30 protein-coding genes are annotated in these 26,436 nt (G+C 65.1%); 16 read left to right on the top strand and 14 right to left on the bottom strand.

Going from position 1 to position 26,436, the window contains the following annotated elements; genetic code table 11:
- Nucleotides 1–76 precede the first annotated feature (76 nt).
- Nucleotides 77–235, top strand: coding sequence for a hypothetical protein (locus tag JQ617_RS07905; RefSeq protein ID WP_212025691.1), 159 nt, complete (start codon nucleotides 77–79; stop codon nucleotides 233–235).
- On the opposite strand, the gene JQ617_RS07900 is transcribed toward JQ617_RS07905, so the two are convergent.
- Entirely contained in the window at nucleotides 219–1,523 is a 1,305-nt protein-coding gene (locus JQ617_RS07900) for a DUF6538 domain-containing protein (protein ID WP_212025689.1), read from the bottom strand. The two genes, JQ617_RS07905 and JQ617_RS07900, sit on opposite strands and share 17 nt — an antisense overlap.
- A 211-nt stretch (nucleotides 1,524–1,734) precedes the next feature.
- Between JQ617_RS07900 and JQ617_RS07895 the strand changes: the two genes are divergently transcribed.
- A complete protein-coding gene (locus tag JQ617_RS07895) occupies nucleotides 1,735–2,535 on the top strand; it encodes an outer membrane protein (protein WP_249156704.1) in 801 nt (266 codons plus the stop codon).
- A 50-nt stretch (nucleotides 2,536–2,585) separates the two neighbouring features.
- Here the strand turns inward: JQ617_RS07895 and JQ617_RS07890 are convergent, their stop codons facing one another.
- Nucleotides 2,586–2,807 carry an RNA-binding protein gene (locus JQ617_RS07890; protein ID WP_212025687.1) on the bottom strand — a complete coding sequence of 74 codons (222 nt, stop codon included), beginning with the start codon at nucleotides 2,805–2,807 and terminating at the stop codon, nucleotides 2,586–2,588.
- A 43-nt stretch (nucleotides 2,808–2,850) separates the two neighbouring features.
- Entirely contained in the window at nucleotides 2,851–3,360 is a 510-nt protein-coding gene (locus tag JQ617_RS07885; protein ID WP_212025685.1) for a hypothetical protein, read from the bottom strand.
- 781 nt (nucleotides 3,361–4,141) lie between these two features.
- Between JQ617_RS07885 and JQ617_RS07880 the strand changes: the two genes are divergently transcribed.
- Nucleotides 4,142–4,336, top strand: a complete 195-nt coding sequence (locus tag JQ617_RS07880) for a hypothetical protein (RefSeq protein WP_212025683.1) — start codon at nucleotides 4,142–4,144, stop codon at nucleotides 4,334–4,336.
- Nucleotides 4,337–4,404: 68 nt separating this feature from the next.
- Here JQ617_RS07880 and JQ617_RS07875 read toward each other — a convergent pair whose 3' ends face one another.
- Nucleotides 4,405–5,577, bottom strand: a complete 1,173-nt coding sequence (locus JQ617_RS07875; protein ID WP_212025681.1) for an OpgC domain-containing protein — start codon at nucleotides 5,575–5,577, stop codon at nucleotides 4,405–4,407.
- A gap of 260 nt (nucleotides 5,578–5,837) precedes the next feature.
- Here JQ617_RS07875 and JQ617_RS07870 point away from each other — a divergent pair, with 260 nt between their 5' ends.
- From JQ617_RS07870 to JQ617_RS07860, 3 genes are all read left to right on the top strand, one after another.
- The gene (locus JQ617_RS07870; protein ID WP_063683633.1) at nucleotides 5,838–6,143 is read left to right on the top strand and encodes an ETC complex I subunit; all 306 of its coding nucleotides are present in this window, start codon (nucleotides 5,838–5,840) and stop codon (nucleotides 6,141–6,143) included.
- 264 nt (nucleotides 6,144–6,407) lie between these two features.
- Complete coding sequence (locus tag JQ617_RS07865) at nucleotides 6,408–6,899, top strand: Lrp/AsnC family transcriptional regulator (RefSeq protein WP_212025680.1); 492 nt, start codon at nucleotides 6,408–6,410, stop codon at nucleotides 6,897–6,899.
- A gap of 213 nt (nucleotides 6,900–7,112) precedes the next feature.
- Nucleotides 7,113–7,400, top strand: coding sequence for a DUF3551 domain-containing protein (locus tag JQ617_RS07860; RefSeq protein WP_212025678.1), 288 nt, complete (start codon nucleotides 7,113–7,115; stop codon nucleotides 7,398–7,400).
- Nucleotides 7,401–7,491: 91 nt separating this feature from the next.
- On the opposite strand, the gene JQ617_RS07855 is transcribed toward JQ617_RS07860, so the two are convergent.
- Nucleotides 7,492–8,520, bottom strand: coding sequence for an AraC family transcriptional regulator (locus JQ617_RS07855; protein WP_212025676.1), 1,029 nt, complete (start codon nucleotides 8,518–8,520; stop codon nucleotides 7,492–7,494).
- Nucleotides 8,521–8,619: 99 nt separating this feature from the next.
- Between JQ617_RS07855 and JQ617_RS07850 the strand changes: the two genes are divergently transcribed.
- The 4 genes from JQ617_RS07850 (at nucleotide 8,620) to JQ617_RS07835 (ending at nucleotide 14,399) form a co-directional block, all read left to right on the top strand.
- The gene (locus JQ617_RS07850) at nucleotides 8,620–9,792 is read left to right on the top strand and encodes an isovaleryl-CoA dehydrogenase (protein ID WP_063683629.1); all 1,173 of its coding nucleotides are present in this window, start codon (nucleotides 8,620–8,622) and stop codon (nucleotides 9,790–9,792) included.
- An 81-nt stretch (nucleotides 9,793–9,873) separates the two neighbouring features.
- Nucleotides 9,874–11,478 carry a carboxyl transferase domain-containing protein gene (locus tag JQ617_RS07845; protein WP_212025675.1) on the top strand — a complete coding sequence of 535 codons (1,605 nt, stop codon included), beginning with the start codon at nucleotides 9,874–9,876 and terminating at the stop codon, nucleotides 11,476–11,478.
- Between the two features lie 4 nt (nucleotides 11,479–11,482).
- A complete protein-coding gene (locus tag JQ617_RS07840; protein ID WP_212025673.1) occupies nucleotides 11,483–13,486 on the top strand; it encodes an acetyl/propionyl/methylcrotonyl-CoA carboxylase subunit alpha in 2,004 nt (667 codons plus the stop codon).
- A gap of 1 nt (nucleotide 13,487) precedes the next feature.
- Complete coding sequence (locus tag JQ617_RS07835; protein WP_212025671.1) at nucleotides 13,488–14,399, top strand: hydroxymethylglutaryl-CoA lyase; 912 nt, start codon at nucleotides 13,488–13,490, stop codon at nucleotides 14,397–14,399.
- Between the two features lie 206 nt (nucleotides 14,400–14,605).
- On the opposite strand, the gene JQ617_RS07830 is transcribed toward JQ617_RS07835, so the two are convergent.
- The 4 genes from JQ617_RS07830 to JQ617_RS07815 form a co-directional block, all read right to left on the bottom strand.
- Entirely contained in the window at nucleotides 14,606–15,532 is a 927-nt protein-coding gene (locus JQ617_RS07830; protein WP_063683624.1) for a dihydrodipicolinate synthase family protein, read from the bottom strand.
- A gap of 73 nt (nucleotides 15,533–15,605) precedes the next feature.
- Nucleotides 15,606–16,589: a TRAP transporter substrate-binding protein gene (locus JQ617_RS07825; RefSeq protein ID WP_212025669.1), complete on the bottom strand. Its 984-nt coding sequence runs from the start codon at nucleotides 16,587–16,589 to the stop codon at nucleotides 15,606–15,608.
- Nucleotides 16,590–16,613: 24 nt separating this feature from the next.
- Nucleotides 16,614–17,879 (bottom strand): TRAP transporter large permease, encoded by a 1,266-nt coding sequence (locus JQ617_RS07820; RefSeq protein ID WP_063683622.1) that lies wholly within the window; start codon nucleotides 17,877–17,879, stop codon nucleotides 16,614–16,616.
- Nucleotides 17,879–18,502, bottom strand: coding sequence for a TRAP transporter small permease (locus JQ617_RS07815; RefSeq protein WP_502754867.1), 624 nt, complete (start codon nucleotides 18,500–18,502; stop codon nucleotides 17,879–17,881). The genes JQ617_RS07820 and JQ617_RS07815 overlap by 1 nt, the downstream gene beginning before the upstream one ends.
- Nucleotides 18,503–18,719: 217 nt before the next feature.
- On the opposite strand from JQ617_RS07815, the gene JQ617_RS07810 reads away from it, so the two are divergent.
- A complete protein-coding gene (locus tag JQ617_RS07810; protein ID WP_212025667.1) occupies nucleotides 18,720–19,403 on the top strand; it encodes a GntR family transcriptional regulator in 684 nt (227 codons plus the stop codon).
- Nucleotides 19,404–19,568: 165 nt separating this feature from the next.
- On the opposite strand, the gene JQ617_RS07805 is transcribed toward JQ617_RS07810, so the two are convergent.
- Genes JQ617_RS07805 through JQ617_RS07795 form a run of 3 tightly spaced genes read right to left on the bottom strand, consistent with a single transcriptional unit; the run spans nucleotide 19,569 to nucleotide 22,497 of the window.
- Nucleotides 19,569–20,927 (bottom strand): TRAP transporter large permease, encoded by a 1,359-nt coding sequence (locus tag JQ617_RS07805; RefSeq protein ID WP_212025665.1) that lies wholly within the window; start codon nucleotides 20,925–20,927, stop codon nucleotides 19,569–19,571.
- On the bottom strand, nucleotides 20,924–21,478 hold the full coding sequence (locus JQ617_RS07800) for a TRAP transporter small permease (RefSeq protein WP_063683619.1): 555 nt from the start codon (nucleotides 21,476–21,478) through the stop codon (nucleotides 20,924–20,926). The genes JQ617_RS07805 and JQ617_RS07800 overlap by 4 nt, the downstream gene beginning before the upstream one ends.
- A complete protein-coding gene (locus JQ617_RS07795) occupies nucleotides 21,475–22,497 on the bottom strand; it encodes a TRAP transporter substrate-binding protein (protein ID WP_212025662.1) in 1,023 nt (340 codons plus the stop codon). Before JQ617_RS07795 ends, JQ617_RS07800 begins: the two co-directional genes overlap by 4 nt.
- 344 nt (nucleotides 22,498–22,841) lie before the next feature.
- Between JQ617_RS07795 and JQ617_RS07790 the strand changes: the two genes are divergently transcribed.
- Nucleotides 22,842–23,084 (top strand): pentapeptide MXKDX repeat protein, encoded by a 243-nt coding sequence (locus JQ617_RS07790; RefSeq protein ID WP_145659668.1) that lies wholly within the window; start codon nucleotides 22,842–22,844, stop codon nucleotides 23,082–23,084.
- Between the two features lie 162 nt (nucleotides 23,085–23,246).
- Here JQ617_RS07790 and JQ617_RS07785 read toward each other — a convergent pair whose 3' ends face one another.
- Nucleotides 23,247–23,594: a DUF6481 family protein gene (locus JQ617_RS07785; RefSeq protein WP_212025660.1), complete on the bottom strand. Its 348-nt coding sequence runs from the start codon at nucleotides 23,592–23,594 to the stop codon at nucleotides 23,247–23,249.
- A 264-nt stretch (nucleotides 23,595–23,858) separates the two neighbouring features.
- Between JQ617_RS07785 and JQ617_RS07780 the strand changes: the two genes are divergently transcribed.
- The 3 genes from JQ617_RS07780 to JQ617_RS07770 all read left to right on the top strand — a co-directional run bounded on the left by JQ617_RS07780 (nucleotide 23,859) and on the right by JQ617_RS07770 (nucleotide 25,404).
- On the top strand, nucleotides 23,859–24,095 hold the full coding sequence (locus JQ617_RS07780; protein ID WP_063683614.1) for a hypothetical protein: 237 nt from the start codon (nucleotides 23,859–23,861) through the stop codon (nucleotides 24,093–24,095).
- A 76-nt stretch (nucleotides 24,096–24,171) separates the two neighbouring features.
- On the top strand, nucleotides 24,172–24,432 hold the full coding sequence (locus JQ617_RS07775; protein WP_212025658.1) for a DUF2273 domain-containing protein: 261 nt from the start codon (nucleotides 24,172–24,174) through the stop codon (nucleotides 24,430–24,432).
- Nucleotides 24,433–24,609: 177 nt separating this feature from the next.
- Nucleotides 24,610–25,404: a hypothetical protein gene (locus JQ617_RS07770; RefSeq protein WP_212025656.1), complete on the top strand. Its 795-nt coding sequence runs from the start codon at nucleotides 24,610–24,612 to the stop codon at nucleotides 25,402–25,404.
- A 101-nt stretch (nucleotides 25,405–25,505) separates the two neighbouring features.
- On the opposite strand, the gene JQ617_RS07765 is transcribed toward JQ617_RS07770, so the two are convergent.
- Nucleotides 25,506–25,667, bottom strand: a complete 162-nt coding sequence (locus tag JQ617_RS07765) for a hypothetical protein (RefSeq protein ID WP_212025654.1) — start codon at nucleotides 25,665–25,667, stop codon at nucleotides 25,506–25,508.
- 510 nt (nucleotides 25,668–26,177) lie between these two features.
- On the opposite strand from JQ617_RS07765, the gene JQ617_RS07760 reads away from it, so the two are divergent.
- Nucleotides 26,178–26,396, top strand: a complete 219-nt coding sequence (locus JQ617_RS07760; protein ID WP_212025652.1) for a hypothetical protein — start codon at nucleotides 26,178–26,180, stop codon at nucleotides 26,394–26,396.
- The last annotated feature ends 40 nt before the right edge of the window (nucleotides 26,397–26,436 follow it).

The following is a 26,436-nucleotide window of genomic DNA, read 5'->3' as shown; positions in this document are numbered from 1 at the left end:
TGCGCCTCAATCGCGTGGGTGGCTTCACCGTCGCCGCGATGATAACCATGCTGCTGTTCCTAATCGTGAGGGCAGCATGGCTTTGGGTTTCAGCAAGTCCGAGTTGGTTCTAGGGGCGGTCTTCGCGGTCGTGCTGGCTTATCACCACGTCTCGCCCCTAGTGATCGTTGCCTTCCTCGCCATGTGTGCTGCTGCGGCGAGGATAGGCGAGTACCTGATTAAGCGGTTTGGCTGATCAGCTTCATGATCTTCGGGCCGTAGTCCAGAGTCTCGATAGCCTTCACCAACTTCACGCGTTCGCCCTTCGAGTAATGCCCATAGGTCATGCTCTGGCGCTTGTGGCCCACGAGGAGCTTCACAGTGCTCTCAGCGACCTCCAACCCTTCCATGACCGCAATGAACGTGTTGCGGAACGCATGGTAGTCCTGTCCCTTCTCCTTCGCCCCGGCCTTGCTCTTATGGTAACGGAACATCTTGCCCACATACCACGAGCGCTTCTTGTCGGGGCCTCCGGGCTCCAGTCCAGCGATGAGGTATTCGCCCTGGCCCTTCAGGCGGCGCTCGATGAGCCCATTGAGGGCGCTGTGGAGCGGCACAGTGCGGACGCCTGCCTCCGTCTTGTCGTCCTCAATGGTCGCCCAATAGACGCCCTCGTGCTTCTTGATGGCATCCTTCTTCATCGCGCAGAAGACCTCCAGCCGCGCGCCGGTCATCAGTGCGAGGCGCACGAGGTCGGGAATGTCCTGCTTGTAGCGCTTGCCGTAGTCGATGCTGAGCAGCGAGACAATCAGGTCGTCCTCGTAGGCCCTGCGGTAGGGCTTCCCCTTGCCCTTCTTCGCGGCGAGGCCGTGCCCAAGCCACGGGTTGTCCGTCCACTCGAAGTAGCCGCGCGCCTTGTACCAGCGCCACAGGTTGGCGAGCGAGGAGCAGTGGCGTTGGATGGTGCGCTTCGTGAGGCCAGAGGAGGCGATGAGCTTGCTCACGTACTCGCCGGTCTTCTTGCGGTCGGTCTCCTCGACCGTCACGCCATCCTTCGCCCATTCGATGTAGCGCTCGACGGCGGCCTCGTGCTGGCACTTGGTCTGTTCGGTTCCCTCGACCTCGCCAAGCCAGAGCTTGTAGGTGTCCTTGATGAACGTGGCCTTGCCCAAGCTGGCGTCGCGGAACCGGATGCCTGCCTCGTTGCCGTGCTTCTCAGCGATGGCAAGGGCCTCCTCCATAATCGCCATGCGGGCCGCGTTGGCGTAGTGCGGGTTGTCGTCGCCCAAGGTGGTGCGGTTGACCATCGCCAGCGCCCGTGCCGCTGCAAGCGGGTCTGTGGCCGCCTCACGAGCCGTATCGAGCGCCTGCCTCCACTGGAGCAGGACAGGGAGCTTGCGCTTGTTGGCCTCTGCAAGGCTGTCCGTGTCGAGCGCCTTCACGAAGCGCCGCTCGCCCAAGACGGGCTGGAGCTTCTTCGGAATGTCGAGGACCGCCGAATAGGTGTTGCCGCGCTTCCAGAGGTACGAAGTGTCTGCTGCCATGTGCCTTCCCTACAATTCTCCCCTACAGAGTTAGGGGCTAAGTGCAGGAAACACAAGGTTTTCCGGGGTTTTCGTGTGGAAAGGTTAGGCTCCAGCTGCCCCGACCAGTCCCCGGCCTGAATCTCCTTCAACTTCCTGCAGATTTCGACCCGGTAGGCTCCGGTCCGTCATCGCTGGCGTCCGGCTCCGCCGGCAGGCTTCCCGCGACAACTTGTCCACCACGCAACCTCCGCGTCAGCTTCGCGTGCACAAATCCAGCGATGCAACGGGGGAGTGTGAGGACATGTTGAAAGCTCTTTACGGCGCGGCGATTTTCGCCCTGTCCGCAACGACGGCATCTGCGGCTGATCTTGCGTTGCAGGCGCCACCAACTGCGCGAGTCACCTTCAACTGGACCGGATGCTACATCGGCGGCCATATCGGCGGCGCCGCGAGCGAGGATCGCACGATCAACAGCGCTGGGGGGGCCGCTGATTTCGGATCCTCCGGCTTTGTCGGCGGCGGACAGGCCGGCTGTGACCATCAATTCGAATCCAACTGGGTCGTCGGCGCCGAGGGCCGGGCCGCATGGTCGAGCTTGTCGAGCCAGCACGGCAGCAGTGTCAGATTTCCCGCGCTCGGCAATCTCGCGGTGCCATCGCGGTTCGGCCTCAAGAACGACTTCTTGGGTTCGGTGACGGCACGGCTCGGCTACGCCTACGGCTTAAGCTGGCTGTTTTATGCGCGGGGCGGCGTCGCCTGGACTCACGAGAAGGTCGATGACGCCTATGTCAGCCCGACGGCCGGCTTTGCGGTCGATCCAAGCGCGTCCGTCATGCGGACCGGTTGGACGATGGGCGCCGGTGTGGAATGGGCGTTTGCGCCAAGCTGGTCGGCCAACGTCGAATACAATTACCACGACTTCGGCACGAAGGGCCCGATCCAGTTGATCAGTCCTGTCGAAGGCATCACGGTGGCGCACCTCAAGGATACCATCCATGCCGCGACGGTTGGCGTGAACTATCACTACTGATGCGATCGGGAGGCCGCTCCCGTTGCCGGGAGCCGGCCGCGTTCCGGAGTTCAGAACAGCAGCCAGTCGGCGAGACGCCAGGCAATCCAGGCGAGGGCGCAGATCCAGCCAAGCATGGCGATGGCGGCAAAGCCGAGGCCGCAGAGTGCGAACAATGAGTTTTTGGCTTCAGGCGCGCTCTCGAGTTTCTCGGTCGTATCAATCTGGCTCACAGCACCCCCTTGCCTTGCGGCCTGCTCTTGATTGGTCTCTGCTCGGTCGAAGAAATTCACCGGCCGCGCTCCAGCTCACACGGACGTGAGACGAGATGACTGGTCATCCGCAACGGGCGCGCCGTCTGGGACGCTCGCGGGTGCCAGGAGAGGGAAAAAGGGAGAGGGAATAATTGGTGGGAAAAAGCAGCAACGCGCGGGTGGCCTGTTTGGTTGCTGCGCCGGGTGCGGAAAATGACTGCCTCGTCGATTTTTTCACGCCCTCCGCGCGCCTGCTTCGCCCGACCGCCGCGTTGAAGGAGACGATCGGGCACGCAACCCCGTTGCGCCCGAGGACATCTTCAAGCGAGGCTTTCATGTCCATCAGTGCGATTGCATCAACCAGTGCGGCGGCGACGTCATCCGCATCGACAGCGGCGGCATCGTCGTCCGCGGCATCCTCGACGTCGGCGGCTTCGTCGACGGCGGCGGCGTCATCGACATCGGCGGCATCGGCCGCATCGTCTTCGCAGTCGGCGGGCGGAAGCGCGGGATCGGGAGGCGGCGGGTCGGCCAAGACCATCGTCAGCGAGGTCTCCATCACCATCGACGGCGTCACCACGACGACGATCACCTATTCCGACGGCACGACCGAGGTCGAGACGTCCGCGAGCTCGCAAGGTGGTCAAGGCAATCAGGCGGGGCAGACCTACAACGCGCAAGGCGCGCTCGGGACCGGTGGCCAGAGCGCATCCGGCAGCACGTCGAGTGCTGCCGCCGCCGTCTAACCGCACTGCACGCGGCGCAGAATTACCCGGGATTCATCGAACCTTTGGCTGTCGCCACAGACATAAGGGTGTTGGGGATTTCAGCGCCCAATGCCTAAACGGACGCCGCCAAGCGATGATATTCCGCTTGTGCGGCGTTGCGCTTTTTCAGGCAGGCGCAATCAGCTCGACGCGTGCCAACCGGGCGGAAACGGCACGAACGGCCAGACCATCTGATTGTCGTTGGCGGGCTTGGGCGGCTCCTGGACAGATGTCAGGAGCAGCGGGGCAGGCGGCGTCGAACGCACCGCCAGGCGCAGACATACACACTGCAAGTTCATTGCGATCGCCCCAGCCGAGTAAGTCATTCTTCAAAATCAATGTCGGTCAAAATCGCCACGCGTCCAAAACGGCGCGCTCGTTCTCAAATTGCGCATCTATTCTAGAAAAGCCGGCGCCGGGTTTCAACCTGTCTCGCCGGCCGTTCGCGGCGGGTAAGGTTGACCGGTTAGGTTAAGGGCGAGCGGTTGTTGCGGCCGCTTCCGCTGGCGTGGTCAAATCGGCCCTGGCCCGCGACGGCTGCCTGAAATCCGTGCTCACACAAGGTCACAGTTCGTTGCGGCGCGCGTATCAGTCGAGTTCTGCGTCATGTCTTTCGATCGCAACTTCAAAATCGTCGGTTCGCAAACGAGCTGGACCGAAATCTGGCACCTCTGGACAGTGATCGTGCCGCGGCGCTCGATCAACGGGCAGCTCGTTTACGGCAAGGTCTGGCGGCGCCACGACGGCCGCGACTGGATCTACAAGAAATTCACCGAGTTCGACGGCGAGGAGGCGGCTTAGCCGCCGCCTCTCTCAGCGGTCTACCTTCAGGCGGCCTTGCTCAGGCTGCCTCTCTCAGGCCGCCTCTCTCAGGCCGCTTTGGCCGCGGCGGCCGGCTTGGCCGGGGGCGGCTTCAGCGGCTTGTCCTGCTTCTTCGACCACGAGATGTAATAGGCCACTGTGGTCATGATCGCGATGCCGGCGATGCTGACGAAGAGCTGCGCGAACAGCGAGCCCGAGCTCATCGACAGCTCGAAATGGCCGACGAAGGACAGGAACACGCCGACGCAGAACACCGCGAGCGATTGCTGGCCGCAGACGATCAGCGGATCGAACACCTTCCACTCCAGCCCCGGCCAGTCCTTCGGCACGAAGCGGATCACCAGCACCACGATCACCACGAAGTGGAGGAAGCGGTAGGGCGCAAGGTTGGTCTTGTCGTTCGGATTGAAGGCCGAGAACAGCCATTCCGGGAACATGCCGCCGAAGGTGGGGAAACGACCGGCCATGGTCATGACGAGCGCGAACAGCATGTACCCGAGGCAGAGCCACAGCGTAATCGGCGAGTTGATCAGCGTCATCGAACGACGGGCGCCGCCCATGGCGCACCAGGCGCCGAACACGAACAGCACCTGCCAGGCGTAGGGGTTGAAGTACCACTGGCCAGCCGGATAGGCGGTCAGGTTGAGGCCGAAATGGCGCGCGGCGAGCCACAGCACGATCGACAGCGCCATGGTCAGGTCGGGCTTGCGCAGCATGAACCACAGCACCGGCGGGAACAGGCCCATCAGCACGATATAGAGCGGCAGCACGTCGAGATTGAGCGGCTTGAAGCGCAGGAACAGGCCCTGGCGAAGCGTCTCGGTGGCGTTGTCGACGAGGCCGGCAACGTTGAACTCGTTGATCATCTCGGAATCGCCGAAGCGCAGCGCCAGATAGCTGATCGAGGCGATGTAGATCACGAAAAGGATGATGTGGGCGACGTAGAGCTGCCAGACCCGCTTGGTCAGCCGGGTGGCGCCGACGATGAAGCCGCGTTCCAGCATCATCCGCGCATAGACGAATGAGGCGGTGTAGCCGGAGATGAAGACGAACAGGTCGGCCGCGTCGGAAAAGCCGTAATTGCGCGTGGTGATCCAGTTCACCACGTTGTCGGGGATGTGGTCGAGGAAGATCGCCCAGTTGGCGACGCCGCGAAACAGGTCGAGCCGGAGGTCGCGGCCCTTTTCGGGCAGCGTGGCGTTGATGTTCAGGAAGGCCATGCGACGGGAGCTTTCGGAGGGGACGGATACGCTGATGTCGGCGAGGCAGTAGCCCCGGACGGGACCCCGGGGCGGGAGGCGGGTACGCAATTGTCACGGTGCAGCATAATGACTATACCGTCGCAGAGGCTACCGGAGGGCCGGAATCACCAATCAGTTCCCGATCGGTGTCTCTATACTATCCCTGAGGTTTGCAACAACTGCCACCCTGACGCATCGAAATTGAACGATAAAGACGCAAAACGAGGCCCGGACCACCCATGACCGCACGCATTTTCAAGCCCGCCAAGAACGCGATGCAATCCGGCCGGTCCAAGACGAAGGAATGGCAGCTGGACTACGAGCCGGAGCAGCCGCGGTCGGTGGAGCCGCTGATGGGCTGGACCTCGTCGGGCGACATGAAGCAGCAGATCACCCTTCGCTTCGACAGCAAGGACGAGGCGGTCGCCTATTGCGAGCGCAAGGGCATCGCCTACCAGGTCATCGAGCCCCAGGAATCGATCCGCCGCCCGGTCGCCTATGCCGACAATTTCTCGTTCCGCCGCGGCGAGCCCTGGACGCACTAACCGCCCGCATCCACGCGCGCCGAATTCATCATGCCCGGGCCTGTCCCGGGCATCCACGTTTTTGGGCGTCTGAAAGTCCGTGGATGGCCGGGACATAGGCGAGCGGAAGCGACGCCGTCCTTCGGACGGCTATGCCCGGCCATGACGGCGGACAGACGTATTCTGCTCGCGCGCGGGCGCGCCATGTGCAGCTCCAGCCCCTTGGCACCCCTTCCGCCCCGTGCTTCGCTGCCTCGCGTGACGGGACCATGACGAGGGCAGGGGATGGCGGGGCGTGACCAGCTCGACGGCGTCGATCTGAAGATACTTGCCGAGCTCCAAGAGGACGGGCGGGTTCGCAACAACGAGCTGGCGCTGCGCGTCGGCGTGTCCGCGCCGAACTGCCTGCGGCGGCTGAAATCGCTGTTCAGCCGCGGCGTGATCCGGGCGGTCCGCGCCGTCATCGACGAGCGGCGGCTCGGCTATGAGGTGGTGTCGTTCGTTTCGATCCAGCTCGGCAGCCAGGCCCAGCCGGTGCTGGAGGCGTTCGAGAGCTCGATCGCCGTAATCCCGCGCATCCAGCAGTGCTGGCGCATCTCGGGCGACACCGACTATCTCCTCAAATGCGTGGCTCCGAGCGTCGAGAGCATGCGCCAGCAGCTATTGCATTTCGCGGCCATGCCGAACGTCAAGAACGTCCGCAGCTTCCCCGTGCTCGGCGTTGCCAAGGACGTGCCGCTGCCGTTGCAGGAGGTGGCGGCGCTGCCGGCGGGCTAGCCGGGCCGCGCCGTGCGAATCGGGATTTCACAAAAGCCGAATTATACTGCTTAGTAACTCACCTAATTTTGACATGTGATTTGGGAAGTCCTGCAATGCGCCGAACCGTGATTGTCGGTTCCTGACGGCGGCCTACATCCGAGGTGTGAACCTCGCGCCTGCGTCGCATGCGGAGGACTCTTTTGTGGGACCCTGAGCCAGGAAAAAGACAACATGACCTCGATTTCGAAGACGTTCGTCGCCTCCGCTGCGACGCTGTTCGCCTCTGCGTTTCTGATGATGACCGCGCCGGCCGCGCAGGCCGAGGATTACTGCATCACCAACGGCGCCCAGGCCGCGCATGGCTGCGGCTATCCGACCATGGAAGCCTGCCGTCAGGCGGCCGGCGGCATCGGCGGCTCGTGCTCGCAGGCCGGTGGCGCGAAGACCAGCAACGACGCGCTTGCGTTCCAGCCGAAGCAGACGAAGCAGCCCAAGGTTCGCTCGGGCGCGCAGAACTAAACGTCTTAACTGATACCTCATCCGGGACATTGCGGCCTCCGAGAGCGATCTCGGGGGCCGTCAATTTATGGCGGGCAGGCGCGTGCGCGCCTTACCTGTAGCGGCCGCGAAACTCGCGTGGAGAGGCGCCGGTCCAGCTGCGGAAGGCGCGCGAGAAGCTTTTCTCGTTGCGGAATCCGGCGATCTCCGCGATGCGCTTGATCGGCGTGCGGCCGCGCATCAGCTCCTGCTTTGCCAGCTCGAACTTTGCCTCTTCCTTGAGATCGCGCAGCGAGGTGGCCTCCTCGCGCAGGCGGCGATGCATGGTGCGGGTGGACAGCGCGAGCTCGCTTGCGACGTCCTCGGCGCCGAGCACCCGCCCGCGCGCATTGCGCAGCACGCGACGGACGCGCTCGACCAGCAGGCGGTCGCGCCGATAGGGCAGCACGGTCAGCCTGAGCGCACCCTTGAGCATGTTGTCGAGATCGGCGGCGCTGCGCGTCAGCGGCAGCGAGAGATAGTGCTTGTCAAACACGATGGCCGCCCGGGCCGCATCGAAGCGGATGGTCCGTGAGAAGATGGTCGGATAGACCGAGACGTGGCCGGGCTCCGGGAAAGGAAATTCGGCGGCGCGCAGCGCGATCCTGGAATCCACCGCCCAGCAGGAGAAGCCGAGCACGTAGCGGAGCAGGGTGACGAGGCAGAACTCGCGGAAGGCGCCGAGGTCGCGCAGCTCGCGAATGGTCACCGTTGCGGTCTCCTCGCCGACGGCGAGGTCGAGCAGCACGTCCTCGGTGAGCAGGCGGTGATGTCGGCACCAGCGCTTCAGCGCCACCTCCAGCGTCGGTGCCGTGATCGAGGCGCGGCACAGCATGCCATAGGTGCCCCATGGCAGCCGGCGCGAGAACCAGCCCAGCGCCTCGTCGTCGAGCTCGCGCATGGCATGGCCGGCGAGGGCCTCGAACTGGGCCGCGGTGACCCGTCCGTCCGGGGAATTGACGAGGTCCGGCGCCACCTGGCCCCGGCTGAGGGCCTCGGCCGGATCGCGGCCGTAGCGCGCATAGGCGGCCACCACGCCGCGGACGAAGGCGGCGGGGGTGACGGCGCGGCGCGGAACTGCGGTTGCGACCTGAAAAGGCATCCGAAAATCCTCGCCAAGTTTGGCGGAAAATGCAACCTTTTCGACCGCAAGAGGGCCGGCTCCCCGCTAGGTTCGGTCTCAAATTACGGAGGAATCGCCTTGAACATCCCGAGCATCGATTTCGATCTGGGCGAAGACATCGGCATGCTGCGCGACACGCTCCGCGCCTTCGTGGAGGCGGAGATCACCCCGCGCGCGGCCGAGATCGAGAAAGCCAATCTGTTCCCGGCAGACCTGTGGAAGCGCTTCGGCGACCTCGGCCTGCTCGGCATGACCGCGCCGGAGCAATATGGCGGCTCCAGCATGGGCTATCTCGCCCATGTCGTCGCCATGGAGGAGATCTCGCGCGGCTCGGCGGCCGTGGGGCTGTCCTACGGCGCCCATTCCAACCTCTGCGTCAACCAGATCCGCCGCAACGGCAACGACGCCCAGCGCCAGCGCTATCTCCCCAAGCTGATCTCCGGCGAGTATGTCGGCGCGCTCGCGATGTCCGAGCCCGGCGCCGGCTCCGACGTGGTCTCGATGAAGCTGCGCGCCGACAAGCGCGGCGACCGCTACGTGCTCAACGGCTCGAAGATGTGGATCACCAATGGCGGCGATGCCGACGTGCTGGTTGTCTACGCCAAGACCGATCCGGAGGCCGGCCCGCGCGGCATGACCGCCTTCCTGATCGAGAAGGGTTTCAAGGGCTTCACCCACGGCCAGCATCTCGACAAGCTCGGCATGCGCGGCTCCAACACCTATCCGCTGTTCTTCGACGAGTGCGAGGTGCCCGAGGAGAACGTGATGGGCAAGGTGGGCGAGGGCGTGAAGGTGCTGATGTCCGGCCTCGACTACGAGCGCGCGGTGCTCTCGGGCGGCCCGCTCGGCATCATGGCGGCCTGCATGGACGCTGTCGTGCCCTACATGCACGAGCGCAAGCAGTTCGGCCAGCCGATCGGCGATTTCCAGCTGATGCAGGGCAAGCTCGCCGACATGTATGCGACCTGGCAGGCCACGCGGGCCTATGTCTATGCGGTCGGACGCGCCTGCGACCGCGCCGATCATGCCCGCAGCTTGCGCAAGGACGCCGCCGCCGCGATCCTCTATTCCGCGGAGAAGGCGACCTGGATGGCCGGCGAGGCGATCCAGGCGCTGGGCGGCGTCGGTTACACCTCCGAATTCCCCGTCGGGCGCTTGTGGCGCGACGCAAAGCTCTACGAGATCGGTGCCGGCACATCCGAGGTGCGGCGCATGCTGATCGGCCGCGAGCTGATGGCGGAGACCGCCTAAGCTCCTCCCAATTGGAATTGCCGCGGAACTGGTCCAACCTGTCCGCGGCCTCTCAGACCTCACCAGCCACCCGGGACCTGCATGCCGCTCCATTCCAGCATCGATCCGTCCTCATCAGATTTTGCACGCAACGCCGAGGCCATGCGCGGCCTGGTCGCGGATTTGCGCGAAAAGCTCGCCCAGGTCGCCGGCGGCGGCGGCGAGGCCTCGCGCAATCGCCACACCTCACGCGGCAAGATGCTGGCGCGCGAGCGCGTCGACCTCCTGGTCGATCCCGGCACCTCGTTCCTCGAGCTGTCGCCGCTGGCGGCCTACGGCCTCTATGGCGGCGACGTGCATTCCGCGAGCGTGGTCACCGGCGTCGGGCGCATCTCGGGCCGCGAATGCGTCATCGTCGCAAATGACGCCACCATCAAGGGCGGCACCTACTACCCGATGACCGTGAAGAAGCATCTGCGCGCGCAGGACATTGCGCGGCAGAACAATCTGCCCTGCGTCTACATGGTCGATTCCGGCGGCGCCTTCCTGCCGTTGCAGGACGAGATCTTTCCGGACGAGCGGCATTTCGGCCGCATCTTCTACAATCAGGCGCAGATGTCCTCACAGGGCATTCCGCAGATCGCGATCGTGATGGGCTCCTGCACCGCCGGCGGCGCCTATGTGCCCGCGATGTCGGACGAGAGCATCATCGTGCGCAATCAAGGCACGATCTTCCTCGGCGGCCCGCCGCTGGTGAAGGCGGCGACCGGAGAAGTCGTGAGCGCGGAAGAGCTCGGCGGCGCCGATGTGCATTCGCGGCAGTCGGGCGTGACCGATCACTACGCCCAGAACGATGCCCATGCGATCGGCATCGCCCGCCGCATCGTCGGCACGCTGAAGCCGTCGGTGCGGCCGAACCTCAACATGCATCCCCCGCGTGATCCGCTGTTTGCGGCGGAGGAGATCTACGGCGTGGTCCCCGTGGACGGCCGCAAGCCGTTCGATGTCCGCGACATCATCGCCCGCGTCGTCGACGGCTCGGAATTCGACGAGTTCAAGAAACTCTACGGCACGACGCTGGTGTGCGGCTTCGCCCACATTTGGGGCTATCCGGTCGGCATCATCGCCAACAACGGCATTCTCTTCAGCGAAAGCTCGCTGAAGGGCGCGCATTTCATCGAGCTGTGCTGCCAGCGCGGCATCCCCCTGGTGTTCCTGCAGAACATCACCGGCTTCATGGTCGGAAAGAAATACGAGGCCGGTGGCATCGCGCGCGACGGCGCCAAGCTGGTGACGGCGGTTGCGACCGCCTCGGTGCCGAAATTCACCGTCGTGATCGGCGGCTCCTACGGCGCCGGCAATTACGGCATGTGCGGCCGTGCCTACTCGCCGCGGTTCCTCTGGATGTGGCCGAACGCGCGCATCTCGGTGATGGGCGGCGAGCAGGCCTCGATGGTGCTGAGCCAGGTCAGGCGCGACAATATCGAGGCCAAGGGCGATAGCTGGTCGAAGGAAGCGGAAGACAAATTCCGCGAGCCGATCCGCGCGCAATATGAGAGCCAGGGCCATCCCTATTACGCGACCGCGCGCCTATGGGACGACGGCGTGATCGACCCGGCCGACACCCGCCTCGTGCTCGGCCTCGGCCTCTCGGCGGCGGCGAATGCGCCGATCGAGCCCACCAAGTTCGGCCTGTTCAGGATGTGATGCGATGGACCGCTCAAAGCTCTACCGCCGTTTTCGCACGCTCCTGATCGCCAACCGCGGCGAGATCGCCTGCCGCGTCATCCGCACCGCGCGGGCCATGGGCTTGCGTACGGTCGCGGTCTATTCCGAGGCCGATCGCGACGCGATGCATGTCGCGCTCGCGGATGAGGCCGTGCTGCTCGGGCCGGCAAGAGCCCGCGACAGCTATCTCAATGTCGAACGGCTGATCGAGGCCGCGCGCAAGACCGGAGCCGAGGCCGTGCATCCCGGCTACGGCTTCCTGTCGGAGAACGCCGAATTCGCCCAGGCCTGCTACGATGCCGGGCTCGTCTTCGTCGGCCCGACCGCCGAGATGATGACCGCCATGGGCTCGAAATCCGGCTCCAAGGCGCTGATGGAGAAGGCCGGCGTGCCGCTGGTGCCGGGCTATCACGGCGACGCCCAGGACGATGCGACGCTGGCGAAGGCGGCCGAGAAGGTCGGCTTCCCCGTTCTCGTCAAGGCCTCCGCCGGCGGCGGCGGCCGCGGCATGCGCATCGTGCGCTCGGCCGCCGAGCTTGGCCCCGCGATCGTCAGTGCCAAGCGCGAGGCCAAGGCCGCGTTCGGCGACGACCGCATGCTAATCGAAAAATACGTCGACAATCCCCGGCATATCGAGGTGCAGATCATCGGCGACAGCCAGGGCAATCTGCTCTCGCTGTTCGAGCGCGAATGCACGCTGCAGCGCCGGCACCAGAAGGTGATCGAGGAGGCGCCGTCGCCGACGCTCAACGCTGCCCAGCGCGAGACGGTCTGCGCCGCCGCGCGAAAGGCGGCGGGGGCAGTGAACTATGTCGGCGCCGGCACCATCGAGTTCGTCTCCGACGGCAAGGACGTGTTCTTCATCGAGATGAACACGCGCCTCCAGGTCGAGCATCCCGTGACCGAGCTGATCACCGGCATCGACCTCGTCGAATGGCAGCTCCGCGTCGCCTTCGGCGAGGCGCTGCCCCTGAAGCAGGACGAGATCAAGCTCAACGGCCACGCGGTCGAGGCGCGCGTCTACGCGGAGAACCCGACCAAGAACTTCATGCCGTCGGTCGGGAAGATCTCGACCTGGCGGCTGCCGGCCGAGACCGGCGGCTTGCGCGTCGACGCCGGCTACCGCGAAGGCGACAGCGTCTCGCCGTACTATGATGCGATGCTGGCAAAAATGATCGCGTGGGCGCCGACGCGCGATGTCGCGATCGACCGGCTGAACCGCGGGCTGGAAGAGTCCGACGTTCGCGGCATCGTCACCAACATCCCGTTCCTCTCCGCGCTGATCACGCACCCGAAGGTGCGGACCAACGCGATCGACACCGGCTTCATCGAGCGCGAGCTGACGGTCCTGACCTCGGCTTCCCCCGCGCCCGGCGAGCTGGAGCTCTGCGCCGCGGTGGCTGCGATCGTCAACGAGGAGCGGCAGGCTGCGCAAGGGCAAGTGAATTCACCGTGGCAAACCTTTGGCTGGCAGCCGGTGGGCCGGCGTCAGCGCAATTTTTCCTTCCGCGTCGGACATGGGCCCGAGCAGAAGATCTCCCTGAACTACGGCAGCGGGCCGTCGACGCTGGTGATTGGCGAGCGCGAGCTGGCGTTCACGATCGCGGCGAAGGATGGCGGGTTCGACCTGACGCTCGACGGCGTCAAATCGTCCGTCGCGGCCGTGATCGCCGGCCATGAGCTGTATTTGCGCACGCGCAACGGCCGCTTCGACCTGCACTGGGTGGATCAGTTCGGCGGCGAGACCGAGGAGCAGACCGGCGAGGACAAGATCGCCGCACCGCTGCCGGGCACCGTCGTCGCCGTGCTGGCGGAGGAAGGGGCCAAGCTCGACAAGGGCGCGCCGATCCTCACTCTGGAAGTGATGAAGATGGAGCAGACGCTGCGTGCGCCCTATGCCGGCGTGCTGAAGTCGATCAAGTGCAAGGTCGGCGACATCGTCCAGGAAGGCATCGAGCTCGCCGTGGTCGAACCATCGGGAGAATGAGATGAGCGATCCCGTCCGCATCATCGAGATGGGGCCGCGCGACGGCCTCCAGAACGAGAAGACGCCCGTCAGCGTCGAGGCCCGGATCGCCTTCATCGAGGCGCTGGTGGCGGCCGGCCTCGACACGGTCGAGGTCGGCGCCTTCGTCTCACCCAAGGCGATCCCGCAAATGGCAAGCTCGGATGCCGTGCTGCGGGGCGTCGCCCATGTGAAAGGCGCCGAATTTCACGTGCTGGTGCCCAACGAGAAGGGTTATGACGCCGCGCGCGCCGCCGGCGCGAAGGTCGTTTCCGTGTTCGCAGCGGCCTCGGAGGGCTTTTCGCGCGCCAACATCAACTGCACGGTCGCGGAGTCCATCGAACGCTTCAAGCCGGTGCTGGCGCGCGCCAAGGCCGATGGCGTGCCGGTCCGCGGCTATATCTCCTGCGTGCTCGGCTGTCCCTTCGACGGTGAGATCAAGCCGAAGGCGGTTGCGGACCTCGCCAACACGCTGTGGGATCTCGGCTGCTACGAGATCTCGCTAGGCGACACCATCGGTGTCGGCACGCCCAGCAAAGCCAAGGACATGCTGCGCGCGGTTGCCGCCAACATCCCGCCGGCAAAGCTTGCGATGCATTTCCACGACACTTACGGGCAGGCGCTCGCCAATCTCTATGCCGGCCTGGAGGAAGGCGTCCGCGTCATCGACGCCGCCGCCGGCGGGCTCGGCGGCTGTCCCTACGCGCCGGGCGCGACCGGCAATGTCGCGACCGAGGACGTCGCCTACATGCTCGAGGGCATGGGCGTCAGGACCGGCGTGGACATGGAGAAGCTGCTGGCGGCAACGAACGCGATGGGAACCGTGCTGGGCAAGCCGCCGGTGAGCCGCGTGGCGTCCGCGCTGAACGCGAAGAAGAAGCGGGCGGCGACGTAGTTCTCCGTCATTGCGAGCGCAGCGAAGCAATCCAGAGTCTTTCCACGGAGACAGTCTGGATTGCTTCGTCGCTGCGCTCCTCGCAATGACGATGGAAACAGCCCCCGTAGGGTGGGCAAAGGCGCAACGCGCCGTGCCCACCATCGTTCGCAATCACCGCCAGGTGGTGGGCACGCTGCGCTTTGCCCACCCTGCAAGACCTTAGCTCAAGCGGCCTTCAGGCCGACATCGGGCAGGCGCGGCCGGTTCTTCAGCGCCTTGGCCATCATGGCCTCGACCTCGGCCTTTTCCTGCGGCAGCAAAGCGAGGCGGGGCGGGCGGGTCAGCGCGGTGCCGCGGCCCATGATGTGCTCGCACAGCTTGATGCACTGGACGAGGTCCGGGCGCGCATCGAGATGCAGCAGCGGCATGAACCATTCGTAGAGCGGCATCGCCTCGGCGAAGCGGCCGGCCCTGGCGAGGCGGAACAGCGTCTCTCCTTCGCGCGGGAAGGCATTCGACATGCCCGAAACCCAGCCCACTGCGCCCATGGCGACGCTCTCGACGATGACGTCGTCGAGGCCGGCGAACAGCACGAAGCGGTCGCCGACCATGTTGCGGGTGTCGATGAAGCGGCGCGTGTCGCCCGAAGAGTCCTTGAAGCAGACCACGGTTTCGACGTCGGCGAGCGAGGCCAGGATATCGGGGGTGACGTCGTTCTTGTAGATCGGCGGGTTGTTGTAGAGCATCACCGGCAGGTCGGTCGCGCTGGCGACGGCGCGGAAATGCGCGGCGGTCTCGTGCGGCTTGGACGAATAGACCAGGGCCGGCATCACCATCACGCCGTCGATGCCGACGCGCGCGGCTTCCTTGGCCGTCTCGACCGCGAACGCCGTGGTGAATTCGGCGATGCCGCACAGCACCGGCACGCGGCCGGCCGCGACGGACTTGGCCGTCTCCATGATCGCGACCTTCTCCTTGCGCTCCAGCGAGGTGTTCTCGCCGACCGAGCCGCAGACGATCAGGCCGGAGACGCCGTCGCGGATCAGACCGTCCATCACCTTCGCGGTCGCGTCGATGTCGAGCGAGAGATCGTCGTGGAATTGGGTGGTGACGGCCGGGAAGACACCTTCCCAGGAAACGCGGCGGCTCATTGTTTTTCTCCAGATGAAAAGGCCGGCGGGGGGCTGGCGCCGCCGGCAGTTGTGAAGCGGATGGCGGGCAGGATCAGAGCGTTGCGCCGACCTTGCGCAGTTCGGCGAGAACGGGGGCCTTGGGCAGCCAGATCTTGTCGAACTCGGCGATGACGGCTTCGGTGTCGCCGGCCGGGACCTGGCGGATCGGGATCGGCGCGTTCTTGAAATTCTCGATCAGTGCCGGCTCGTTGCCGGCGAGTTCGTCGATCTGCGCGTCCAGCGTCGTCTTGATCGTCTTGGTGATCAGCTCGCGGTCAGCCGCGGGGAGCGACTGCCAGACGCGGCCGGAGACGACCGCCGCCATCGGCATGAAGACGGCGTTCATCTGCAGGATCACCTTCGACACCTTGTCGAAGCGCTGGTTCCAGGAGAATTCGAGATCGGCCTCGAGACCGTCGACCTGGCCGTTGGCCATGGCGTCGAACACCTGCGGCGTCGGGATCGGCGTCGGCGCAGCGCCGAGCGAGGAATAGAAGTCGCGATAGACCGGCGTCGGGTTGATGCGCAGCTTCATGCCCTTGATGTCGGCGAGCGAATTCAGGTCCTTCGACGAGAACACCGCGCGCATGCCGGTGATGCCCCAGCCGAGCCCGATCGTGCCGGTCTCCTGCGGCAGCACATCGAACAGCTTCACCGCCGCCGGGTGGCGCACGAATTTCGCCACCGCCGGGGTCGAGCGAACAATGTAGGGCGCGTTGATCGCGGCGATATGCGGCACGCGCGATCCGAGCTCGGCGGCCTGGATGAAGCCCATGTCGAGCGCGCCGGACTGCAATTGCTGCATCATCGCAGGCTCGTTGCCGAGCTGGCCGGAGTGGAACACGGTCAGGGTCAGGCGGCCGTTGGTTGCGGCCTTGAGCTCGTCGCCGAATTTGAGCGCGGCCTTGTTCCAGGAATGGCCGTTGGGCGTGATCAGGCCGAGGCGGAATTCCTTGGCCTGGGCGAGCGCCAGCGACGGCGCGAACACCGAAGCGGCGGCACTGGCGGCGAGAAAGCGGCGGCGTGAAAGCGGCATGGTCGGGCTTCCTTTTGAACGGGCCTATTTGATGAGGATCAGCGAGAGCGAGGGATAGAGCGAGAGCAGCACCAGGAGGACGCAGGAGATGACGAAGAACGGCAGCGTCACCATGAACATCTTGCCGGGCTTGGCGCCGGTGACGGCGGCCGCGACGAAGAAGCAGAGCCCGACCGGCGGCGACAAAAGGCCGAGCACGAGGTTGATCACCACCACGACGCCGAAGTGCCGGGGATCGATGTGGTAGACGTCGGTTGCGACGGGCAGCAGGATCGGCACGGTCATGATCAGGCCGGGAATGCCGTCGATGACGGTGCCGATGATCAGCAGGATGACGTTGCAGATCAGCATGAAGCTGACCGGGTCCTTGGCTGCGGACTGGATCCAGCCGGCGGTCTCCTGCGGCACCTTGCCGAAGATCAGGACCCAGGAGAACACGGCCGCGGCTGCGACGAGGAACAGCACGATGGCGGAATAGATGCCGCTGCGAAGCATCATCTGCGGCAGCTGCGAGAACTCGAATTCCTTGGTCCAGTATTTGCCGACCAGCGCCGCGGCGACCGCGCCGACGGCGGCGGATTCCGTCGCGTTGGCGAGGCCGCTCAGGATCGTGCCGACGATGACGATCGGGATCAGCAGCGTCGGCGAGGTCCGCAGGATCGTCATCAGGCGCTGGCGCGGCGTCTGATAGTCGGCGCGGGGATAGTTGTACATGTATCCCATCAGCGCGATGACGAGGCAGAACATTACGGTGAGGATGACGCCCGGCACGATGCCGGCGATCAGCATGTCGCTGACCGAAACCTGCGCCAGCACGCTGTAGACCACGAACATCACCGAGGGCGGGATGATCGGGCCAAGCATGCCGCCATAGGCGGTGAGGCCGGCCGCAAAGGTCTTGTCGTAGCCCTTCTTCTCCATCTCCGGGACCATGATCTGGGCCATGATCGCGACCTGCGCGGTCGCCGAGCCCAGGATCGAGGAGATGAACATGTTGGCGAGGATGTTGACGTAGGCGAGCCCGCCCTTGAGCGAGCCGACGAAGGCCATCGCCATGTCGACGATGCGCCGCGTGATGCCGCCGCCGTTCATGATCTCGCCGATCAGGATGAACAGCGGGATAGCGATCAGGCCGTAGCTGTCGACGCCGCCGAACAGCTGCAGCGGATAGGACTGGAACAGCACGGGATTGCCTGATGCCGCGATGTAGACGAGGCCGGCAAGGCACAGGCAGAGCCCGATCGGCACGCCGACCAGCATGATCGCGACGAAGGCGGCTGAGGTGATCATCAGTTGACCCCGTCGAGCTCGGAGAGCTCGAAGCCTTTCGGCGGGGTGCGCGGCACCAGCCCGAGATCTTCCAGGAGGTTGGCGAGGCCGTGCACGGTCATCGACACCGCGAAGATCGGCAGCGTCAGATAGAGCACCCAGGTCGGCCAGTTCAGCGTCTGCGTACGCTCGGTGTAGAGGAAGTTGAAGGTCTCGGCCGCGAGCTTGCGCCCGTCGAAGCCGGCACGCGCGAGCCCGACCGGATCCATCCAGAGCACGCAGGTGATGGTCAGGGCGACGCCGAACACCACGACGAGGCCGGTCGAGATCACCTTTGCAAGTTTCTGGTGCTGCGGAGAAAGACGCTCCGTCAGCATGGTGACCGCGAAGTCGAGCCGCAGCCGTGTCATCGCGGACGCGCCGATGAAGGTGAGCCAGACCACACAATAAACGGCGGATTCGTCGATCCAGTAGATCGGGAAACGCGCATAGCGGGTGACGACGTTCACCAGGATCAGGCCGGTGAGCAGGTACATCAGGCCCATCAGCGCCAGACGCTCGAAGGCGAGCAGGGCACCCGACATCCGGACGACCGTACGTCGGAGGCTGAGCGCGCGCGTGGCCGGCATCGTCTGCTCGATCATGAAGAAAGCCCCAACCCCCGAAGATTTGTCGTGCGATTGCCAAATGTATAATTTATACATTTGGGGTGTCAAACGGAGATTGCGGTCAATCCGGAGGCAGGGCGCGCTTTTGCTGGGCACGGGCTTTTGCCCGGCTCCGCACTTTTGTCGCGCGCCGCAACATGCAAGACAGGGACCGCGTCGGCCGGACGAGTCGGGAAGGACAGCAGACGATCAGATGAAACAGCCTCTGAAACATCGCACCCTGTCGGCTGCGATCGTCGACCAGCTCCGGCAGGCGATCCTCGACGGCACCTATCCGGCCGGCTCGCAGCTCCGCCAGGATGCGCTCGGCGATGCCTATGGCGTCAGCCGCATCCCGGTGCGCGAGGCGCTGTTCCAGCTCGAGGCCGAAGGGCTGGTGCGCATCGTCCCGCAAAAAGGCGCCATCGTCTCCGAGCTGTCGCTGGACGAGATCAACGACGTGTTCGACCTGCGCTGTATCTTGGAGCCGCGCCTGCTGGCGCAGTCGGCGCCGCATTTCTCCGCCGAAGATTTCGAAGCACTCGACGACATCCACAGGCAATTCGAGAAGGCCATCAAGGCCAAGAATGTCAGCGACTGGGGCCAGCTCAACGCCGACTTCCATTTGGCGCTCTATATGCACGCCCCGCAGCCGCGCACGCGCGCGATCGTGCTGTCATTGCTCCAGACCAGCGACCGCTACACGCGCCTGCAGCTCTCCAACACCAAGGCGATGGGGACGGCCGAAAAGGAGCACGCCCATCTGATCGCGCTGTGTCGGGCGCAGAAGGTCGAGGAGGCCTGCCGCTTCCTGGAGCGGCACATCGAGGCCGTGCGCAAGGATCTGCTGCAGGTCGTGGCGATCGCGCCGAAAGGGCGGCGGAAGGAGAGACCGTAGCTCTCGTAGGGTGGGTTAGCCGAAGGCGTAACCCACCACTGTTCGTTTCCGGGGAAGCAGCCAGTAGGATGGGTAGAGCGCAGCGAAACCCATCAATTCCGTCCGCGCGGGGAGACGATGGGTTTCGCTGCGCTCTACCCATCCTACGGCACTTTTGGTTTGTCGCTATCTGCTCCCGTCCGGTCCCATCACGAGATCCGGCAGCCAGGTCGAGATTTCAGGCACGAAGCAGAGCAGCAGCACCGCGAACATCATCAGCAGCACGAAGGGCAGGGTGCCCCAGATCACCTCGCGCAGGGGAATATCCGGCGCGACGTTGCGGATGACGAAGATGTTGAGGCCGACGGGGGGATGGATCAGGCCCATCTCCATCACGATGGTCATGACCACGCCGAACCAGATGATGTCGAAATTGGCGGCGCGCAGCGGCGGCAGGATGATCGGGGCCGTCATCAGGATGATCGAGACCGGCGGCAGGAAGAAGCCGAGCACGACGACCATGACGAGGATCGCGAACAGCAGCTCCCAGCGCGGCAGGTGCATCGCGACGATGGATTCGGCGACAGATTGCGAGATGTGCAGATAGCTCATCACGTAGGAATAGAGCAGCGACATGCCGATGATCATCATCAGCATGGTCGATTCCCGGATCGTCGACTTCATGATCGGGGCGAGGTCGCTCGGGCGCCACACGCTGTAGATCGCAGCGATCAGCGCCAGGGCGAGCAGGCCGCCGAGACCGGCGGTCTCCGACGGCGTGGCGTAGCCGCCATAGAGCGCGATCATGACGCCGGTGAGCAGCAGCACGAAGGGGATCACGCGCGGCAGCACGCTGAAGCGCTCGGCCAGCGTGTACTCGTCGCGGGCGAGGATCGGCGCCTCCGGGCCGCCGTTCTTGTAGATCGCTTCCGCGGCCGCATATTCCCGGCGGAAGCGGTACACGGCGTAGAAGCCGAACAGCGAGACCAGCAGCAGGCCGGGCCCGATGCCGGCGAGGAACAGCCGTCCCAGCGACTTTTCCGCGGCGACCGCGAACAGGATCATGGTGATCGAAGGCGGCAGCAGGATGCCGAGCGTGCCGCCGGCGGCGATGATGCCGGCCGCAAAGCCGCCGGAATAGCCGCGCTTGCGCATCTCGGGGATGCCGGCCGAACCGATTGCCGAGCAGGTCGCGGGCGATGAGCCCGCCATCGCCGCAAACAGCGCGCAGGCGAAGACGTTGGCGACGCCGAGGCCGCCGGGCACGCGATGCAGCCAGGCGTGCAGCGCCGAGTAGAGATCCTGGCCGGCGCGTGACTTGCCGATCGCGGCGCCCTTCAGGATGAAGAGCGGGATCGACAGCAGCGTGATCGAGGCCATTTCCTCGTAGACGTTCTGCGTCACCGTATCGAGCGACGCAGTGGGCATGTAGATGCCCATGAACACGACCGCGACGGCACCCAGTGCAAACGCAATCGGCATGCCCGAGAACATGATGACGAGCGTCGCGATGCCATAGGCGAGGCCGATACCGAAAACGCTCATGGCCGCCTGGCTCCAGCGAAAGGCAGCGCAAGCTGCACGAGGATCTGGATGCAGAGCAGGCTCATGCCGAGTGCCATCAGCGAATAGGGGATGGCAAGCGGCGGCGACCACATCGAATTCGAGACCTGACCGTCGACATAGGCTTCATGGGCCAGCGTCCAGGACTTCCAGGTGAAGAAAGCGCAGAACAGGAACGTCGCGACATCGACCAGCCAGAGCCGGACCTTGTTGGCGAACGGCGAGAGCAGGCCGACGAATGCCTCGATGCCGATATGGCCGCGGTTCTGCTGCACATAGGCGGCTGTCATGAAGGTCGCGCCGACCAGCAGGAACACGGCGGCCTCGTCCTGCCAGTAATTGGCGGCCTTGAACAGCGCGCGGCTCAGCACGCTGTAGCTCAGGATGGCGCAGGCCGCGACGAGGGCGATCGCCGCGAACACGACGATGATGCTGTTGAGGACGGCGAGACCGCGATCGATCGCCGCCGCAGGGCCGGTCCCTGCGGCAACGCTCGCCTGGTCGTCACGATCCGGAAGCGGACCGTGGCTCATGCCGCAACGTCAGTGGCGAGCTTGAGCAGGTTGGCCGCGGTCGCGGTCTTGGCGCCGTAATCCTTCCACGCGGTGTCGCGGGCGATGTCACGCCACTTGCCGACGGTCGCGGCATCGAGCGCCGAGACCTTTGCGCCGGCCTTCTCGTAGACCTTGGCGACCTCGACGTCGTCGTCCTGCGCGCCCTTGCGGCCGAAGGCTTCGAGCTCGGCGCCGACCGAGAGCAGCACGTCCTGCTGGTTCTTCGGCAGCTTGTCGAAGATCGCCTTCGACATCATCAACGGCTCGAGCATGAACCAGTAGGAGGCGCCGGCGCCCGAGGTCAGCGACTTCGCGACTTCCTCGAGGCGGAACGAGATCAGGCTGGTGGAGGAGGTGATGCCGGCATCGCACGCGCCGGTCTGCATCGCCGCGTAGATTTCGTTGGAGGGCACCGACAGCACCGAGGCGCCGGCGGTCTGCAGCACCATGTCCATCTCGCGCGAGCCGCCGCGCACCTTCATGCCCTTGGCGTCTTCGGGGGCGACGATCGGCTTGGAGCGGCTGGCGACGCCGCCGGCCTGCCACACCCAGGTGAGCAGGATGATGCCCTTGTCGGCGAGGAAGTCGGAGAGCGCCTTGCCGACCGGCTCCTTCTTCCAGCGCATGCCCTGGTCGTAGGTGGTGACGAGGCCGGGCATCAGGCCGATATTGGTTTCCGGCAGCTCGCCGCCGGCATAGGGCATCGGATACAGCGAGATGTCGAGCGCGCCCTTGCGCATCGCGGAGAACTGCGCGTTGGTCTTGATCAGCGAGGAGTTCGGATAGATCTCGGCGGCGATGTCGCCGTTGCTGCGCTTGGCGACTTCAGCGGCGAACATGCGGCACAGCCGGTCGCGGAAGTCGCCCTTGTCGATGGTGCCGCCGGGGAATTGATGCGAGATCTTCAGCGTGGTGGCGGCATGCGCGGTACCGGTGCCGAAGCGCAGGATGGCGGGTGCGGCGACAGCGGTCGCGATCAGATGGCGGCGCGTAATCATGGTGTAATCCCCTTGGACGGTTCTTTGGACTGTTCTTGTTGGCGTGATTTGGGTCGGGTCTTGCCAGACCGGCGTTCGGGCCCATCCTAGCCGGTCTTTGAGGCGATGTTCTCTCATCTGATAGTTCGAGACCGAATGCCGCGGCAAGGGCCGGTCTTGCTGCGCTGCACACTTGCCGTCGACACTCCTCCGAATGGAGGCCGGATATCGCGAACGTGATTGCGGCGAATGCGCGGAGGCCCGGAGAAATTATCTGCGCGCCGTAACAAATCCGTCCGTCGATCCGTCGAGATCAGATAGCGGCGTCCGTCGCTGACAAACACATCTCGAAGGGAAGACGATCCATGACCATTCGTACCCGTATCGCGCTCGGCGTCTCGGCTGCCGTTGTCTCGCTCGGCCTCGCGCTGTCTCCGGCGGCTTTTGCCCAGGACAAGATGGGCAAGGACGACGGCATGATGAAGAAGGACACGATGTCCAAGGACGGCATGAAGAAGGACACCATGTCCAAGGACGACGGCATGAAGAAGGATCACATGTCGAAGGACGGGATGAAGAAAGACGACGGGATGATGAAGAAGAACTGATCTTGGCCGTCGTCCGCGCGCGCGGCAGCGATCACAGGCGCGCGCGGGCTCACGTCAAAAATTCTGGGGCGGCCACGTGGACCGCCCTGGAATATGCTTCAGCTCAAGTTCAATTGAACGTGACTTTGCGAAGGTGACTTCGCGAAGATGGCTTGGCGACCGCTACTTGCGCTTCGCCTTGCGGGCGGCGTAGCGGGCGTCGCGCTTGGCCTTCTGCTCGGCCTCGAGTTCGGCCTGCCTGGCAACCGCTTCTTCGGCTTCGCGGGCGATCCGCGCGGCTTCCGCGGCTGCGGCTTCTTCCGCGACGCGCTTCTGCTCGGCCTTTTCGGCTTCGCGCGCGGCCTTGGTCTCGGCGCGCTTGGCCGCGAGTGCCTCGCGCTCGGCGCGGCGTGCCGCCACCGCCGGATCGTCTTGGCCCGGCTGCGACTTGAATTTGTTCAAAAGATTTTTGCGTGCGTCCTGCGCCGCCTTTTGCCGGTCTGCGAAGCCGGGTTCCCTGAATCCACTCATGGACGAGCCTTGTCTTCCTCGCTTTCGATCCTACATCACTTCAATTGGTACGTCGGCTGGGCATAGCAGGCGCCACGCGACGCAGAAGCGTGTACATCGGCGCGCGTCGCGAAGCCACCCATAATCGCAGCCGATCAGGTAGACGAAAAATCGCGCCCCGACGATCTCTCGTAGCCCCGAAAAACTGCCGAATTGTGATGTCCCTCATAGTGGGCACCCGACGCCGCGCCTAGCGTCCGCCCCAAGACGAGACGGAGCTCGGGCATGACCATTTTCCGCCTAGGCCTCAAGGCGCTTGCGCTCACCTTCGTGGTGGCGGCGCTGGCGGGGGCCGCATTGCTGTTTGCCCGTCCGCAGCCGGTCGAGAACACCGTTTTGGGCGCCGGCTGGGAGTGCAGCCAGACGGCCTTCGTGCTCACGACCTGCGCACCGCGCGCCCAGCAGGCAATCCCGGCTGTCGAGACCTCACGCAAGGACGCGATCCGCCAGACCCGCGGTTGAGCCGGACCGGTAAACCCGGATGTGACGCCACGCCGCAGAGGTGCTAAAGCCGGCTCGCCCGCGCAATCAGGTCGCCATGCCCGAGTCCGAGTCCAAGACCGCTTCGAAGGCCGCTTCCAAGGCCACGTCCAAGCCCGATCCGGGCGAGAAGCCCAGAACCCCGCCGCGACCTCCAGCCGCTGATAATCGCCGCGGCGCCATCGCCGGGCTGATCATTGCCATTGTGATCCTCGGCGTCGGCTGGTGGCTCGCCCGGGATCTGACCTCGGCGAGCAAGATGCAGGACTGCCTGATGTCGGGGCGGACCAATTGCAACGTGATCGAGCCCGCACGCTAGGCGCTGCGTGATGCCGTCCGCGGCCTCGCCGGGCCGAAAAATTGCCGTGATCTTAACCATTTGTAACGGGACTTGGCCGATCAAGAAAGTCAGTTATGTCAGCCGGCATCAGCCCGGCGCTGGACGAATCGTCTATTGCGCGGGGACCACGGCAGAGAGAGTAGGGGTCAAGCACGCATGAGTGCGTCCAGCCGCATCAAGATCATCATTCCCATGGTTTCGGCCATGTCGTTGCTCGCGCTCTCGGCGCAGGCGCAGGCGCAGGCGCAGGAGGCGAGGCCGCCAAGGGACGCAGGCCCGCCGCCGGCCGGTCAGGGCGCCGGTGCGCCGCCGCAGGCCAATCAGAACATGCGCAAGGGTCCTCCGCCGCAGCAGGCGGCCCGGCCGGCGCCGCAGCCCGGTGGTCAGCCTCACGCTGGCGGCCCCGGTCCCGGCCCGCACCAGGCCGGCGGACCGCCGCCCGGCCGCAACTACGCGCGTGGCCCCGCGCCGGCGCGCGACTGGGGCGGACATGCCTATCGCGGCAACCTCGCCTGGGAGGGCGGGCGCTGGCGCCGCGAAGTCCATAACGGCCGTTCCGGCTGGTGGTGGGACGTTGGCGGCGTCTGGTACTATTATCCGCAGCGGATGGCCGGTCCGCCCGGCTACATTTCGGAGGAATATTACGACGACGTGCCGGTGGCCTATGCCCCGGCGCCGCCTCCGGTCGCCTATGAGCCGCCACCTCCGCCTCCGCCGGCCGATCCGGGCGCGAGCGCGCTGGGCGGGGCCATTGTCGGCGGTGTGCTCGGGGGCCTGATCTCGGGCAACGCGACGGGCGCGGCCGCAGGCGCCGTGATCGGCGGCGCGACCGGCGCCATCGCCGGCGCGACGGCCGCCTCGCGCCCCGGCTACTACGTGGCCCAGGGCAATTGCTACTACCGCTATCCGAACGGGCAGTACGTCCAGGCCGATCCGCGCGCCTGCTACTGAGCTTCCTGCGCAGGATGTGAATCGAAAAGGCGGGCGAAAGCCCGCCTCTTTTGTTTTTCGCACAGGCCGATTCCGCCGCGCGGATGCGAGCCGATCGCGCGTCAGGCCACGAGCCAGTTGAAGAAGGCCATCGCGCCCCAGACCAGGCCTGCGATCCAGGCCAGCATTACGATGCCGATGGTCGCAAGGCAGGCGAGGCCGAACAGATCGGGCCTCTGTCGCTGTGCCGGAATGCCGGCTTGAGCCGCTGCGTCCTGTCTCATGACGGGAAGACCTCCCACGCCGTCTTGCGCTTCCTGGAAGCGTTGAGACGATGTTTACCGCGACGCGCCGGACGTCCGCTGTGATGCAATTCACAGATGGGTCCGAAGGCCGACGAACCTTCGTTCACGTGCGTCGAGGACACTGCTGAAACCGCGAGTGAAGTTTCCTATCCGCCACAATCTGAGCGTGCCGAAATCCCTCGCGACAACGCCCGTTCTCCGCAATCATACGGACGAAATTGCCACGCACTTGTCCAGATCAGAGGGCTACAATCGGCCTCATGTGTAACAAGTACGACCCGCAGCACGAAGCTGAGGCCGCAATGAAGCGCGCCGCGGCGGCCGAAGGCCCTGACCGGCAACGGCTCATCGAGCTCGCCATCGCGTGGCACCAGCTTGCCCGCGAGCGTCGCGAGGATGAGCAGACGGATTAGCGCCTGCGGACACCGCGCGCCACATTGCGCCCCGCCGAAATCAGGAACATCCGTTCCGCGCCGACGTTGTGCGGATATGACCGACCTCCAGCTGCGCGCACAGTCGTTCGAGATTGCCTGGAAATATCTCGACCAGTCCGGCCTGCTCACGGGCGAGCACAGGGAATCGGCGCGCTTCATCCTGAACAGGATCGACCGCATGATGCTGCGCGGCGAGAAGCGCAGGCTGCTGCTGTCGAACGCCGCCATCGATGCCTACCGGGTGCGGCCGCTGGTCGTGATCGCGAACGCATGAACCGATAGCGTCGCGGCAATCTCATCTTAACACTTGCGCG

The organism is Bradyrhizobium sp. KB893862 SZCCT0404 (assembly GCF_018130885.1).
Classification (GTDB): Bacteria; Pseudomonadota; Alphaproteobacteria; order Rhizobiales; family Xanthobacteraceae; genus Bradyrhizobium; species Bradyrhizobium stylosanthis.
This window is presented reverse-complemented; position numbering and strand designations above follow the sequence as displayed.

Bases quoted from the DNA above. Each gene is read 5' to 3' on its own strand.
- JQ617_RS07795 (WP_212025662.1), bottom strand. From the start codon at position 22,497: ATGATTACGCGCCGCCATCTGATCGCGACCGCTGTCGCCGCACCCGCC.
- JQ617_RS07775 (WP_212025658.1), top strand. From the start codon at position 24,172: ATGCCCGAGTCCGAGTCCAAGACCGCTTCGAAGGCCGCTTCCAAGGCC.
- JQ617_RS07825 (WP_212025669.1), bottom strand. From the start codon at position 16,589: ATGCCGCTTTCACGCCGCCGCTTTCTCGCCGCCAGTGCCGCCGCTTCG.
- JQ617_RS07860 (WP_212025678.1), top strand. From the start codon at position 7,113: ATGACCTCGATTTCGAAGACGTTCGTCGCCTCCGCTGCGACGCTGTTC.
- JQ617_RS07820 (WP_063683622.1), bottom strand. From the start codon at position 17,879: ATGATCACCTCAGCCGCCTTCGTCGCGATCATGCTGGTCGGCGTGCCG.
- JQ617_RS07905 (WP_212025691.1), top strand. From the start codon at position 77: ATGGCTTTGGGTTTCAGCAAGTCCGAGTTGGTTCTAGGGGCGGTCTTC.
- JQ617_RS07830 (WP_063683624.1), bottom strand. From the start codon at position 15,532: ATGAGCCGCCGCGTTTCCTGGGAAGGTGTCTTCCCGGCCGTCACCACC.
- JQ617_RS07800 (WP_063683619.1), bottom strand. From the start codon at position 21,478: ATGAGCCACGGTCCGCTTCCGGATCGTGACGACCAGGCGAGCGTTGCC.
- JQ617_RS07855 (WP_212025676.1), bottom strand. From the start codon at position 8,520: ATGCCTTTTCAGGTCGCAACCGCAGTTCCGCGCCGCGCCGTCACCCCC.
- JQ617_RS07875 (WP_212025681.1), bottom strand. From the start codon at position 5,577: ATGGCCTTCCTGAACATCAACGCCACGCTGCCCGAAAAGGGCCGCGAC.
- JQ617_RS07770 (WP_212025656.1), top strand. From the start codon at position 24,610: ATGAGTGCGTCCAGCCGCATCAAGATCATCATTCCCATGGTTTCGGCC.
- JQ617_RS07840 (WP_212025673.1), top strand. From the start codon at position 11,483: ATGGACCGCTCAAAGCTCTACCGCCGTTTTCGCACGCTCCTGATCGCC.
- JQ617_RS07785 (WP_212025660.1), bottom strand. From the start codon at position 23,594: ATGAGTGGATTCAGGGAACCCGGCTTCGCAGACCGGCAAAAGGCGGCG.
- JQ617_RS07810 (WP_212025667.1), top strand. From the start codon at position 18,720: ATGAAACAGCCTCTGAAACATCGCACCCTGTCGGCTGCGATCGTCGAC.
- JQ617_RS07790 (WP_145659668.1), top strand. From the start codon at position 22,842: ATGACCATTCGTACCCGTATCGCGCTCGGCGTCTCGGCTGCCGTTGTC.
- JQ617_RS07900 (WP_212025689.1), bottom strand. From the start codon at position 1,523: ATGGCAGCAGACACTTCGTACCTCTGGAAGCGCGGCAACACCTATTCG.
- JQ617_RS07835 (WP_212025671.1), top strand. From the start codon at position 13,488: ATGAGCGATCCCGTCCGCATCATCGAGATGGGGCCGCGCGACGGCCTC.
- JQ617_RS07760 (WP_212025652.1), top strand. From the start codon at position 26,178: ATGACCGACCTCCAGCTGCGCGCACAGTCGTTCGAGATTGCCTGGAAA.
- JQ617_RS07880 (WP_212025683.1), top strand. From the start codon at position 4,142: ATGTCTTTCGATCGCAACTTCAAAATCGTCGGTTCGCAAACGAGCTGG.
- JQ617_RS07870 (WP_063683633.1), top strand. From the start codon at position 5,838: ATGACCGCACGCATTTTCAAGCCCGCCAAGAACGCGATGCAATCCGGC.
- JQ617_RS07865 (WP_212025680.1), top strand. From the start codon at position 6,408: ATGGCGGGGCGTGACCAGCTCGACGGCGTCGATCTGAAGATACTTGCC.
- JQ617_RS07845 (WP_212025675.1), top strand. From the start codon at position 9,874: ATGCCGCTCCATTCCAGCATCGATCCGTCCTCATCAGATTTTGCACGC.
- JQ617_RS07815 (WP_502754867.1), bottom strand. From the start codon at position 18,502: ATGATCGAGCAGACGATGCCGGCCACGCGCGCGCTCAGCCTCCGACGT.
- JQ617_RS07765 (WP_212025654.1), bottom strand. From the start codon at position 25,667: ATGAGACAGGACGCAGCGGCTCAAGCCGGCATTCCGGCACAGCGACAG.
- JQ617_RS07780 (WP_063683614.1), top strand. From the start codon at position 23,859: ATGACCATTTTCCGCCTAGGCCTCAAGGCGCTTGCGCTCACCTTCGTG.
- JQ617_RS07805 (WP_212025665.1), bottom strand. From the start codon at position 20,927: ATGAGCGTTTTCGGTATCGGCCTCGCCTATGGCATCGCGACGCTCGTC.